The organism is Nesterenkonia flava (assembly GCF_031432335.1).
Taxonomy (GTDB): domain Bacteria; phylum Actinomycetota; class Actinomycetes; order Actinomycetales; family Micrococcaceae; genus Nesterenkonia; species Nesterenkonia flava.
The window spans coordinates 1-12,448 of record NZ_JAVKGT010000049.1 but is presented as its reverse complement, the minus strand read 5'-3'; the positions used below and the strand labels follow the sequence as shown (position 1 = coordinate 12,448).

The following is a 12,448-nucleotide window of genomic DNA, read 5'->3' as shown; positions in this document are numbered from 1 at the left end:
GAGGTCTCCGCTCACGTCACGGACTGTTCACAACGTGTCGAGGAACTACAGCTAGCCCGACGTCTGGCGGCAGGGGACTCATCGCTGGACATCATGTCCCTGGATCCCCCATTCATCCCCGAACTGGCCGAAGCAGGGTTCCTCGCTCCAGTTCCCGACGATGTCGCGGAGCGGACCACCCAGGACACCCTGGAAGGCGCCCTGGCAGGGGCCACCTGGAACGATGAGCTTGTCACCGTCCCATTCTGGGCCAATACTCAGATCCTCTGGTATCGGAAATCGGTGGCTGAAGAGGCAGGGCTGGACATGAGCCAGCCAGTGACCTGGGAAGAGGTCATCGACGCCGCCATAGAGCAGGACAAGTACCTGGGGGTGCAGGGCATCCGTGCCGAGTCCATGACCGTCTGGGTCAATGCACTCATCGAATCCCAGGGCGAGTCTGTGATTGTGGATCCGGCCGCCTCAGCAGAAGAGTTAGAGACCAACCTCGACTCCGAGGCCGGACGAAACGCCGCCGAGATCCTGGGGCGAATCGGATCTGAAGGACTCGGCGGCCCAGGCATCGCGTCCATGGACGAGAATCAGTCCATGCTGCTCTTCCAGCGTGACAGCGGTTCCTTCATGGTGAACTGGCCCTTCGTCTGGGCAGCCACCAACGCTGCGGCAGAAGAAGGCAGCTTGGACTCATCCCTGCCCGAGGACATCGGCTGGGCACCCTATCCGCGGGTGGATGAAGACTCTCCTGCCGCGGCACCGCTGGGTGGCATCAACCTAGGCGTGGGAGCAGAGTCTGAGCACCCAGATCTGGCATTCCAGGCGATCGAGTGCATCGTGACCCCGGAGAACCAAGCAGAGTACTTCGTCACCAACGGCAATCCGCCGTCCTCCGCGTCAGCCTTTGAAGATCCCCGGATCGAGGAGGACTATCCGATGGCCGACACCATCCGCGAGGCACTGGACGGGGCGGCGCCCCGGCCGCAGACCCCGTTCTACAACGAAATCTCCGAGGTCATTCAGGAATCCTTCACCCCGGTCTCCGGTGTGGACCCCGATTCCACTCCGGCCGAAGCTGACCGTTACATCACTGACGTCCTGCGAGGGGAGCGCCTGCTGTGAGCACAACCTCCGAATCCAAGCGCGGAAGCATAGCCCGGGCAAAGTCCCGTCGGGCACGCTCGGAAGCCCGGCTCGGCTGGCTGCTGGCGGGGCCCGCATTCTTCCTCATGGTGGCGGTGACCGCCTACCCCATCGCACAGGCCGTCTTCGACTCGATGTTCTCCTTCCGGCTGACCGCGCCAGATGACCGGGCCTTCGTCTTCCTGGACAACTACATCTTGCTGTTCACGGACTGGGGTTTCTGGCGTCCATTCCTGGTCACCGTGTTCATCACCATCGTCACTGTGGCGGTGGAGCTGGTCTTAGGCTTCGCTTTGGCGATGGTGATGCACCGGGCGCTGAAGTCGCTGCGGGGCCTGCTGCGCACCGCAATCCTGGTGCCCTACGGCATCATCACCGTGGTCTCGGCTTTCGCCTGGTACTACATGTTCGACATCAACTCAGGTTTCATCAACAACTGGTTCTCCTGGGTGCCGGGCATCAGCGCCGAGCTGGACTGGTTCGCCAATACCTGGACGGCGCTGTTCGTCATTATGGCCTCCGAGATTTGGAAGACCACGCCGTTCATCGCGCTGCTGCTCCTGGCTGGTCTGGCACAGGTTCCCGATGAGCTGGTCGAAGCAGCGAAAGTCGACGGCGCTACCTGGCGTCAGCAGCTGACCCGGGTGATCCTTCCCAATATGAAGGCAGCAATCATGGTGGCGGTGCTCTTCCGCGCACTCGATGCCTTCCGCATCTTCGACAACGTCTTCATTATGACCGGCGGTTCACAAGGAACTGAAGTGCTCGCCCTGCTGGCATACCGGCAGTCCATCTCGCGGCTTGAGATCGGCCTTGGTTCAGCTGTCTCGGTAGTGCTCTTCGCCTGTGTGCTGCTGATGTGCTTCGCCGCGATCAAGCTCTTCAAAGTCGATCTGGCCAGCGGTACCGACGCCTCCGGCGGGAAGAAGAAAGAGGGAGGCAAGTAGTCATGGCGACTTCGAAACTCAGCACACGTCAGCGGCTGAGCTGGGCGATCCTCACGGTCCTCGTCCTGCTGTACGCGCTGTTCCCGGTGGCTGCCATCCTGGCCACCAGCTTCAAGACACCGGCCGGTCTGGGCAACCAGTCCTTCCTTCCCAACACCTGGACCTGGGCCAACTACGAGATGATCCTGACCGGCAGCGCTCAGGGGCTGTTCCTCAGTGCGCTGCGCAACTCCATCGGCATCACCCTCATCTCCACCGCCATTGCGGTGGTGCTGGCCACGCTGGCCGCCTATGCCATCGCGCGGCTGAACTTTCCGGGCAAGCGGCTCATCTTGGGCGCTGCCCTTGCGGTCTCGATCTTCCCCGTGATCTCGGTGGTCACACCGCTGTTCAACCTGTGGCGCACTATCGGGCTCTACGACACCTGGCTCGGCCTGATCATTCCGTACCTCTCGCTGACACTGCCCATCTCTATCTGGACGTTGTCGGCCTTCTTCCGGCAGATCCCGTGGGAACTGGAGCAGGCCGCTCAAGTGGACGGGGCCACGCAATGGCAGGCCTTCCGCAAGGCGATCGTCCCGCTGGCACTGCCAGGGGTGTTCACCACGGCGATCATCGCGTTCTTCATCGCATGGAATGACTTCGTCTACGGCATTTCGCTGACCTCCACCGAAGCCGCCCGGCCGGTGCCGGCAGCTCTGGCGTTCTTCACCGGCGCCTCACAGTTCGAGGAGCCCACCGGCGCCATCTCGGCAGCCGCGATCGTGGTGACGATTCCCGTCGTCGTGCTTGTGCTGCTGTTCCAACGTCAGATCGTCTCCGGCCTGACCCAGGGCGCGGTCAAGGGCTGACACACACGTTTTAAGGAAAGGGCCCCTCTCATGGCATCCATCACCCTGCAGAACATCGTCAAGGAGTACGACGACGGCTATCCGGCGGTCAACAACGTCTCCCTGGAGATCGAGGACGGCGAGTTCGTGATCCTCGTGGGACCCTCCGGTTGCGGTAAGTCGACCCTGCTGCGCATGGTCGCTGGACTGGAAGACATCACCTCCGGGGAGCTGCTGATCGACGGCGAGCGCAGCAACGAGAAGCAGCCTCGCGAGCGGAACCTGGCCATGGTCTTCCAGAACTACGCACTCTACCCGCACCTGACGGTCTACGAGAACATCGCTTTCCCGATGCGACTGACCAAGGGCAAGTTCAGCGACGACGAGGTGGATGAGCGCGTGCGCCGCGCCGCGTCCATGCTGGAACTGGAAGACCACCTCGAGCGCAAGCCGGGCAACCTCTCGGGCGGTCAGCGTCAGCGCGTGGCCATGGGGCGGGCCATCGTGAGGGAGGCCAACGCGTTCCTCTTCGACGAGCCGCTCTCCAACCTTGACGCGAAGCTTCGCGGACAGATGCGCGCGGAGATCTCCCAGCTGCAGCGACGCCTGGGCACCACCAGCCTCTACGTGACCCACGATCAGACCGAGGCCATGACCCTGGGAGACCGTGTGGCGGTGCTGAAGAAGGGCGAGCTGCAGCAGGTAGCCTCCCCCCGGGAGCTCTACGAGCAGCCGGCAAACCTCTTTGTGGCGGGGTTCATCGGAGCACCGTCCATGAACTTTGTGCCCGGCACGGTGGAAGGCACCACTCTGAGGACCCCTCTCGGGGACATCGAGCTTCCCGAACAGACCGCACAGGCGGGCCAGGGCCATGACATTGTGCTGGCAGGGATCCGCCCCGAGTTCTTCGAGGACGCTGCCACGCTGGAGGAGCTACACCTCTCCCGTGGGTCTACTTTCCGCGCGGAGCTCAGCCACACCGAGTGGCTGGGCAACGAGCAGTACGTCTATGTCACTTACGAGAATGACCCGCGCGTGGCCGAGACTCTGCAGAACCTCGCCGAGGAGATGGACACCGACGAGCTGCGCTCCCAGCTGGTGGTGGCAGTGGACACCAGTTCACGTCTCCGCGGCGGTGACGAGGCCGAGCTCTGGGTCGATTCCCGGCGGATCCATCTCTTTGATCCGGCGACGGGGGAGAACCTCACGCGTGATGCAGAGGCCGGGGCCGAATTGACCCGCATCGCCAAGGAGGATCGGCGCCGCGACGCCGAGCGTGCTGCCCAGGGCTGACCTGGTCAGTCCCAGCGGAAAAGCACCCCGGCCACGCCGGCCCCCAGCACAGCGGCTCCCGCCAGCACCAGCCATCTCTGCGCCTGCACGGGCTCACCGATCCAGGCCGACTGGAAGGCCTCGACCGCTGCCCCGAAGGGCAACCAGCTGCTGAGCTGCTGCAGGGCTTCGGGCAGGTTCTGCACGGGGCCGAACATGCCCCCAAGGGCCGCCAGCCCGAAGAAGGCGAGCAGTCCGATGGCCACGGAGGAGTTCGGCGTCGGCGCAACTGAGGCCACGATCATGCCGACTCCGTAGAGGGCCGCACAGGTGGCCAGCAGAACACCGAGCGCAGTCAGCCGGTGATGCGGCAGGTTCGCACCGAAGAACGCCATTGCTACCGCGTAGGCGAGGGTGATGCCGAGGATGACTTGGAGAAAGCTCACCACCATCTGGGCGACCAGGACCATCGCGGGCGAGGCCGGGGTTACCGCCAGTCGCCGCAGCAGCTTGGTCTTGCGGTAGGTGGCCAGGAAGCTGGGCATGTTGATGACCGCGATCGTGGACACCACCATGGTCACCACCACCGGCAGCAGGTAGAAGTCCAGGACGGTGATGCCCTCGCTCATCTCCTGTCTGACGTCGTCGAAGGAGATCGCCTGCATCGCCAGGATCAGCAGCGGCATCCCCAGCGGGACAATCAGACCTGCGGTATCCCGCATCACCATCCTCGCTTCGGCCTGGATCAGCCTCACCCATGCCGCCGTCCCGGGCCTTCGGGTGCGAGATGGTGCTGCGCTCGCGTTCGCTTGCTCTCCCTGCTGGTTCACTGGACGTCATCCTCCTCGTCGTCGTACATCTCTTTTCCGGTGAGGGTGACGAACGCATCCTCTAAGGTCTGGGCGCCGGCCCGCTCCTTCAGCTGGTCCGAAGTGCCCTGGGCGATGATGCGTCCGTCATCGATCAGCGCCACGCGGTCACACAGTCGCTCCACCTCGTCCATGGCGTGGCTGACGAGAATCACCGTCTGCTGGGTCAGAGACTCGAGGGTCGCCCAGATCCTGCGTCGGGCCCGAGGATCAAGGCCCGTGGTCAGCTCGTCCAGGATCACCACCTTTGGCCGTCCGATCAGGGCAAGAGCAATCGAGAGCCGCTGCATCTGACCGCCCGAGAGGTTGTCAAACCTCGTCCTCGCCTTCTCGATGAGCTCCACCATGGTCAGGGCCTGGTCAGTGCTGAGCGGATGAGGATAGAAGCTGCGGTAGAGGTCTACCAGCTCCCGTGCAGTGAGCGAGCCGTGCAGGTAAGCCTGCTGCAGTTGGACCCCAAGAAGCTGCCGCACCGCGGCACGATCGGTGAACGGGTCCAGTCCCAGGATGCGCACTGACCCCCGGGTCGGTTTCCTCAGCCCGGCCAGCATCTCCACAGTGGTGGTCTTGCCGGCCCCGTTGGTGCCCAAGACGCCGAAGGTCTCTCCCTGGGCGATCTGAAGACTGATCCCGTCCACCGCGGTCTTGTGCTTGTAGCGTTTGACCAGGTCTCGGGCATCTACCGCGAGGAGCAGGTTCTGCTTGCTAGCTGTCATGGCTCCAGCCTGTCGTCTGCTTTCCGGTCGCACAGGTGCCGGTGGTCATCGCCTGGCACATGACTTTCGGCACCCCCGCCGCCACAGCGGTGCTGAGTAGTCTGGCGGTATGGAAACCACTGGGCAGTCGGGGCATGCCCGGCGGCGGCACCTGACGGAGGTCTACTCGGGTGCCGCTATCGCCGTGCTGTGCCTGGGCATCGGGGTGCTCCTGCTGCTCCTCGGGCCGGGGCCCCATATTCCGGCCTGGATGTGGTCCGGGCTGTTCTTGGGATCGCTCGCTGCGGTGGTGTGGTCCCTCAGCGGTCAGCTGGGCGCGCAGGGGGCCCGGATGGTCTACGGGGCCGCCGTTGGTCTGGGTTGGTCCGTGGTCCTCACGATGCCGGAGCAGGGCATGCTGGTGGTGCTTTTGGTGGCCCTCGCCGCGGTCGGGACGTATCTTCTGCCGATCTGGGTGGTCGGCGTCGTCATTCTGCTCAACTGCACCGTGGCCGCGATCCAGCAGCTGATGCAGGGAGCGGACGCTGTCAGCTTGGCCGTCACCGTGGTCTTCTACCTGATCATCCACTCTGCTTCTGTGCTGAGCACCTACGCCCTGTACCGGGAATCAGCTCTTCGGGCAGAGCTGGAGGAGAAGAATGTGGAGCTGGAGGCGGCAGGGGTGCTGTTGGAGACCTCCGCCAAGACGGCCGAGCGGCTGCGGATCTCCCGGGAGCTGCATGACGCCGTCGGACACCAGCTCACCGTCCTGAACCTCGAGCTGGAGGCTGCCAGGCATCGAACGCGCGGAGGCCATGCTGAGGTGCACATTGAGCGAGCGGCGGCAGTGGCCAAAGAGCTGCTGGGGGAGGTACGTACCACCGTGGGAGAGCTTCGCGAAGCCGAACCCGCGGATGTGCGGGCCAACGTGGAACGACTGGCCGCCGCTGTGCCCTCGCTCAGCATTCAGGTAGAGGTCGATCCGGCGGTGGCGGTGGACGAAGAGCAGGCCGGTGCTCTGGTCCGTGCCGCCCAGGAGATCATCACTAACACCGTCAAGCACTCCGAAGCCCAGAACCTCAGCCTCACCGTGTCGCTGAGTGATCGCGCCACGGGTGCCGCGGTCATCCTGCGGGCCGTCAACGACGGGGTAGCCCCCAAACGTGTGGTCTTCGGACACGGACTCAACGGGCTTCGGGAAAGGCTGGAGCTCCTCGGCGGGGAGCTGGTGGTGACGCCCTGGCCCGAGTTCACCGTGGAGGTGCTGCTCCCGACTGCGGGGAGACCGGTGCTGCAGGGGGAGAGGTACCGGGATGTCTGAAGTGCGCGGAAGCAGCGTTCCGCGCGTGCTCGTCGTCGACGACCAAACCCTGGTCCGCCAGGGGATCCGAACCCTGCTGGAACTAGGCGGCATCACGGTCATCGCCGAGGCCGGCGACGGAGCCGAGGCGCTCGCCGCCGTGGCCCGGCACCGGCCCGACGTCGTCCTGCTCGATCTGCGGATGCCGCGTTATGACGGTCTGTGGTTCCTTCAGCAGCTCTCCGAGGAGTTCGCCCGAGACGATACGGAGCAGCCAGAGGGCGTCAACGCCGCTCCGCCGGTGCTGGTGCTCACCACGTTCGACGACGACACCTTGGTCCTTGACGCTCTGCGCACCGGGGCGCGCGGCTATCTGCTCAAGGACGTCACCGTGGACCAGCTGGCTCGCGGGGTACACACCCTGGCCCAGGGCGGGACGCTGATCGCGCCCTCCATCACGGAGGGCCTGCTGAGAGCCATTCGGTCAGGGCCACCTCCGGTCGGCGCGGGAGACGTCCCGATCCAGCCGCTCACCGACCGGGAGCTTGAGGTGCTGCGTCTGGTGGCCGAGGGCTACAGCAACCGGCAGATTGCCGGCATCGTGCACCTGGCGGAGGGCACGGTGAAGAATCACCTCTCAGCCATCCTGCTCAAGCTGGGTGCACGGGACCGCACCAATGCGGTGCTCCGAGCGCTCCGCGAAGGGCTGCTGAGCTGATCAGGCCGGAGGGCGATTCACGTGCCCGAGGCACAGGCGTGGGGGTGCTAAGTTGTGTGGGACAGGAAAACCCGGTCAGAAGGGCGACACGGAGCAGATGAGCAGCATTCCCGCAGAACTGAAGTACAGCGCCGAGCACGAGTGGGTTGCTCAGACCGACACCGAAGGTGTTGTGCGTGTGGGCATCACCGACTTCGCCCAGGATGCACTCGGTGAGGTGGTCTACGTCGAACACGCCGCGGTCGACGCTGAAGTGGCCGCCGGGGATGTGGTGGGTGAGGTGGAGTCCACCAAGTCCGTCTCGGACATCTATGCGCCCGTGGCTGGCACGATCGTCGCCGTCAATACGGCTCTGGACCAGGAGCCGCAGGCAATCAACGCTGACCCCTACGGCGCCGGCTGGCTCTTCGAGATCCGCCTGTCGGAAATCTCCGGCATTGAGACGCTCCTCTCTGCCGAGGACTACACCAACCAGGTAGGCTGAGCACCTGCGTCGTTATATACTCGTGACCATTCACCGATGTCACGGGATGTCGAGGCGAGAAGCCTGAAAGGAGGCGGCAGTGGAGTCCGCAGGCACACGGGATAACGGAGGCAGCGCGTCGGAGACGACGAGCATCTCTCTTCCCCCCACCGCGCCCGCCTCCGGCGAGCCGACACTCTCGGCCACGGACAAAGCCGCTATCGAGGCTCTGCCGAAGAACTCGGCGCTGCTGATCGCCCACACTGGCGGAAACCAGGGCGCCCGCTTCCTTCTGGACCAGGACACCACCACGGTAGGCCGGCACCCCGACGCCGACATCTTCCTGGACGACGTGACCGTCTCCCGCCGTCATCTGAAGTTCCACCGCGTCGAGGCCGGGTTCGAGTTGGAGGACCTCGGCAGTCTCAACGGGACCTACGTCAATCACGACCGCGTGGACAGGTACCTGCTGAAGGCCGGGGACGAAGTGCAGATCGGCAAATTCCGGCTCACCTACTACTCAGGCTCCAAATAACGGAGGATCGTGCTGCGGCACGCTATTCTGAGGCTGACTTCTTTCCTTCCCCTGAGCCCGAAAGAGGATACGCAGTGAGCGCTTCTCCCGTGCCGAAACCCACCTCGGCGGCCGCATCCGAGGATCCTGCGCACTCGCATGTCTTCACCATCTCTGAAGTGCTGCGCGAACTCCAGGGTGATTTCCCCGATCTGACGGCCTCGAAGCTGCGTTTCCTCGAGGAGCGGGATCTGGTGGAGCCCGCCCGCACACCGAGCGGCTACCGCAAATACTGCGCCGCCGACGTCGAGCGCCTTCGCTTCATTCTGGCGCTGCAGCGTGACCGGTACATGCCGCTGGACGTCATCAAGCAGACGATGGACGCCATCGACGCCGGGGAGACGCCCGAGGCTCTACCTGACGCGGCCCCTGTCGGACCCCGTGAGGTCACCGGCGAGATGGCCGCTCAGATCACCGGACGCATTCGTCCGATGAGCCGCAAGGAGCTGCGTGCCCATTCGGGGGCGACCCGCGGCATGCTCGACACCTTGGAGAAGTTCCGGATCATCTCCGCCGACGCCCAGGGCAACTACAGCCACCATGACCTCAAGGCCGTCAAAGCGGTGCGGGTCCTTGCGCGGTACGGCCTGGAGCCTAAACACCTGGTCAGTCTGCGGCGTTCCGCGGATGCGGAACTGGATCTGATCGGGCGTGCGATGGCCCCTTATGCAGCCCGCAAGGACGCCGCTGCGCGAGCCCGGGTTGCCGAGCAGTCCAAGGAGATGCTGCAGTGTCTCAAAGACCTGCGATCCTCCATGATGGACTCCGCGGTGGAACAGCTCGACAAGAACTGAGTGCACAGGGCCGGAGGCCTTCGACCTCAGATGAAGCCGCCCTGCGCGGCGCCGGGCCAGAGTCATTACACTTTGGCTATGGAGACTCAACAGATCCGACTCGACGTGATCGGAGTTCGCGTTGAGCTGCCGGCGAATCAGCCGGTGCTGATCCTGCGAGGGGCCGAGCCGGGCTACGAGAGTATGCATGTGGCCGTCGTCGTCGGACCTGCCGAAGCGGCCGCCGTCGCCCGGGCCCTTCAGCAGCAGGAACCCCCGCGGCCCATGACCCATGATCTGCTGGCCCAGGCGCTGGAGACCTTGGGCGGGGGAGTGGCCTCCATTGAAATCGGCCTTCTTGATTCCTCCACCTACTGCGGCACCATCCGGCTCAACGGAGGTGCTGAGCTGGATTCCCGTGCCTCTGACGCCATTGCTGTGGCTGTGCGGGCACGCTGTCCCGTCACTATGGACCGCGCCACGCTGCGGGCCGTCTCGGTGACACCTCGCTATCAGTCCTCCGCCCTGAAGGATCCCGACGGCGAGGCGCCAGGGCCGAGTCCGGAGGCCTCTCAGGTCAAGGCGACCGGCCCGATCTCTGAGGAAGAGATTGAAGAGTTTCAGAAATACCTTGACCGTGCGGATCCCGAGGACTTCGGCCGTTCCTAAAACCCCCGGACTCGCCGTCATTCACCCGCGCTTTACGGGCCCAGGACCACTACACTGGGGAAGCAGATCGATACTTGATGAGGAAGGTGACCGGTGAGTCTGGATTCTCGCGCTGACACCGCAGCCGCACCCCGCGGCCGGGTGACCGCCCACCAGGAGCCTCTTTTTGCCGACGGCTTACCCCAGCTTGATGAAGAGATGGGCTACCGCGGACCGGTGGCCTGTGCCGCGGCAGGCATTACCTACCGCCAGCTCGATTACTGGGCGCGCACCAAGCTCGTCGAGCCCTCGCTGCGCAACGCCGCGGGCTCCGGTTCTGCCCGTCTGTACTCCTTCCGGGACATTCTGGTCCTCAAAGTGGTCAAGCGGCTGCTCGACACCGGCGTCTCCCTCCAGCAGATCCGAGCGGCCATCGAACACCTGCGTGAGCGCGGTGTCGAGGACCTGGCGCAGATCACCCTGATGTCAGACGGCGCCTCTGTCTACGAGTGCACCTCCCACGACGAGGTCATTGACCTTGTGCAGGGCGGTCAGGGGGTCTTCGGCATCGCCGTAGGCCGTGTTTGGCGCGAGGTGGAGGGAAGCCTCGCTGAGCTGCCCCGCGAACGTTCGGAAGAGCAGGCGGCGCCGGCGCAGGCCGCGCAGCCAGAGCTGGACGCTTTCGACGAGCTTGCTCGCCGTCGCGCTGCCAAGCAGGCCTCCTAACAGGAGACCCACAGCTCCAGAGACAGAAAAACCGGCGGTCGCCTGGGGCGATTCCGCCGGTTTTTCCGTGGGGCTCGTTACTTCTTCAGCTCCGGCACCAGCTGCTTCAGCAGCTCGTCGAAGCTCTTGGCCATATCGAGCACCTGATCGCCCGGCCACTGATGCACAGGGTAGGCGGCGCCTTGGATCTGCTGCCAGATGGGGTTCTCCTCCAGCACCGGAAGCATCAGCGCATCCTGGTAGAGGTTCTCCATCTCCAGCAGACGGTACTCGTGCTCGGTGGAATCGGCCCGTGCCCGGTTCACGATGACTCCGGCAGACTTCAGCTGGGGAGCAAATTCGTTCGAGAACATTCGAATGGCGCGCATCGTACGTTCGGTGCCGGCCACGGAGAACAAGCTGGGCTCTGCGACCAGAAGCACCTGATTGGCGGCCGACCAGGCGATACGGGTCAAACCCGAAAGCGAGGGCGGGCAGTCAATGAGCACCACGTCGTAGCCGCTGAGGCCGGTGAGCAGAGTCTTCAGCCGACGCATGTCCTTGGGGCGAATATCAGGACGGTCAAAAGTGGCAGACAGTGCGGATCCGACGACGACGTCGAGCCGCCCATGGGGACCGCGCTGATCCTCAGGGACCAGATCCATCCATCCGGAGGGGACCACGTGATCGGCAATCTTGGCCTTGCGGGCATCGCGCAGCAGCTGACCAGCCTCGGTGCCCGCACCACGGGAGACGGAGAGCCCGGTGGTCGCATCGGCGTGGGGGTCCAGGTCGATGACCAGGGTCGACAGCCCACTGTGAAGGGCAGCCGAAGCCAGACCCATGGTGACGGAGGTCTTGCCGACCCCACCCTTCAGACTGGAGACGCTGAGAATCTGCACCCCTCCATCATAGGGATGATGTGCGCCCACGTGGTGGACCCCCTCGCGCGCCCGTGAAAATATCTGGGTCGGATCCGCCCCCGCAGACAGCTCGGCGCCCGACACGCCCTCCACAAGGAGGCAGTCGGACGCCGAGTCGCAATGCGGGAGAGGAAGATCAGCCGATCTTCATCTCACCCATCTCGTCCCAGTCATCGCCCTCGATCTTGCGGGAGATGATCTTGGGGGTGGAGGCCAAGGCCTGGTACATCTCGCCCTCGGGGGAGATGGCCTTCTGGAAATGCTCGGAGTTCACGTGGGCTCCGGCGGCGTCGTCCTCGAAAGCCTCCACGAGCACGTACTCATGGGGATTCTCGACGCTGCGGGACCACTCGAACCACTTGTTGCCGGGCTCGGCGCGGGTGCCCTCGGTGAACTCGCGAGTGATCTCGGGCCACTCGTCGGCCTTCTCGGGCAACACATTGAACTTCACGACAATGAAAATCACAGGCTCGCCTTTCGTCGGTGGGTGTTCGTTCGTATGCAACTTTATGAGACGTGCGGATCATTCCGAAGAGTCTCGACGAGACTCAGAGAAAGTCCCCGCGTAGCCAGGGGCCGTGCCTCATAGAAAAG

General features: G+C 64.3%; 15 protein-coding genes. 11 read left to right on the top strand and 4 right to left on the bottom strand.

Translation table 11 applies throughout. The features are described 5' to 3' along the window. From RH857_RS13000 to RH857_RS12985, 4 genes are all read left to right on the top strand, one after another. Positions 1-1,116 (top strand): extracellular solute-binding protein (locus tag RH857_RS13000; RefSeq protein WP_310538405.1); only part of this gene is annotated, 1,116 nt, incomplete at its 5' end. After that, complete coding sequence (locus RH857_RS12995; RefSeq protein ID WP_310538404.1) at positions 1,113-2,084, top strand: carbohydrate ABC transporter permease; 972 nt, start codon at positions 1,113-1,115, stop codon at positions 2,082-2,084. The genes RH857_RS13000 and RH857_RS12995, both read left to right, overlap by 4 nt. A 2-nt stretch (positions 2,085-2,086) precedes the next feature. Further along, positions 2,087-2,935, top strand: coding sequence for a carbohydrate ABC transporter permease (locus RH857_RS12990; RefSeq protein WP_310538403.1), 849 nt, complete (start codon positions 2,087-2,089; stop codon positions 2,933-2,935). Between the two features lie 30 nt (positions 2,936-2,965). After that, entirely contained in the window at positions 2,966-4,207 is a 1,242-nt protein-coding gene (locus RH857_RS12985) for an ABC transporter ATP-binding protein (RefSeq protein WP_310538402.1), read from the top strand. 5 nt (positions 4,208-4,212) lie between these two features. Here the strand turns inward: RH857_RS12985 and RH857_RS12980 are convergent, their stop codons facing one another. Together RH857_RS12980 and RH857_RS12975 are read right to left on the bottom strand one after the other, a co-directional pair. Then, entirely contained in the window at positions 4,213-4,941 is a 729-nt protein-coding gene (locus RH857_RS12980) for an ABC transporter permease (protein WP_310538407.1), read from the bottom strand. Between the two features lie 71 nt (positions 4,942-5,012). Next, on the bottom strand, positions 5,013-5,771 hold the full coding sequence (locus RH857_RS12975; RefSeq protein ID WP_310538401.1) for an ABC transporter ATP-binding protein: 759 nt from the start codon (positions 5,769-5,771) through the stop codon (positions 5,013-5,015). A 109-nt stretch (positions 5,772-5,880) separates the two neighbouring features. Between RH857_RS12975 and RH857_RS12970 the strand changes: the two genes are divergently transcribed. The 7 genes from RH857_RS12970 (at position 5,881) to RH857_RS12940 (ending at position 10,952) form a co-directional block, all read left to right on the top strand. Then, positions 5,881-7,071, top strand: a complete 1,191-nt coding sequence (locus RH857_RS12970) for a sensor histidine kinase (RefSeq protein ID WP_310538400.1) — start codon at positions 5,881-5,883, stop codon at positions 7,069-7,071. Then, positions 7,064-7,768: a response regulator gene (locus RH857_RS12965; RefSeq protein WP_310538399.1), complete on the top strand. Its 705-nt coding sequence runs from the start codon at positions 7,064-7,066 to the stop codon at positions 7,766-7,768. The genes RH857_RS12970 and RH857_RS12965 overlap by 8 nt, the downstream gene beginning before the upstream one ends. A gap of 97 nt (positions 7,769-7,865) precedes the next feature. Continuing rightward, positions 7,866-8,252 (top strand): glycine cleavage system protein GcvH, encoded by a 387-nt coding sequence (gcvH, locus tag RH857_RS12960; protein WP_310538398.1) that lies wholly within the window; start codon positions 7,866-7,868, stop codon positions 8,250-8,252. Between the two features lie 79 nt (positions 8,253-8,331). Next, on the top strand, positions 8,332-8,766 hold the full coding sequence (locus RH857_RS12955; protein ID WP_310538397.1) for an FHA domain-containing protein: 435 nt from the start codon (positions 8,332-8,334) through the stop codon (positions 8,764-8,766). 74 nt (positions 8,767-8,840) lie between these two features. After that, on the top strand, positions 8,841-9,599 hold the full coding sequence (gene ftsR, locus RH857_RS12950) for a transcriptional regulator FtsR (protein ID WP_310538396.1): 759 nt from the start codon (positions 8,841-8,843) through the stop codon (positions 9,597-9,599). A gap of 78 nt (positions 9,600-9,677) precedes the next feature. Then, a complete protein-coding gene (locus RH857_RS12945; protein WP_310538395.1) occupies positions 9,678-10,247 on the top strand; it encodes a bifunctional nuclease family protein in 570 nt (189 codons plus the stop codon). Between the two features lie 141 nt (positions 10,248-10,388). Then, positions 10,389-10,952, top strand: a complete 564-nt coding sequence (locus RH857_RS12940; protein ID WP_310538406.1) for a MerR family transcriptional regulator — start codon at positions 10,389-10,391, stop codon at positions 10,950-10,952. Positions 10,953-11,029: 77 nt separating this feature from the next. Here the strand turns inward: RH857_RS12940 and RH857_RS12935 are convergent, their stop codons facing one another. After that, positions 11,030-11,833 (bottom strand): ParA family protein, encoded by an 804-nt coding sequence (locus RH857_RS12935; RefSeq protein WP_310538394.1) that lies wholly within the window; start codon positions 11,831-11,833, stop codon positions 11,030-11,032. Between the two features lie 157 nt (positions 11,834-11,990). Continuing rightward, entirely contained in the window at positions 11,991-12,320 is a 330-nt protein-coding gene (locus tag RH857_RS12930) for a putative quinol monooxygenase (RefSeq protein WP_310538393.1), read from the bottom strand. Between the last annotated feature and the right edge of the window lie 128 nt (positions 12,321-12,448).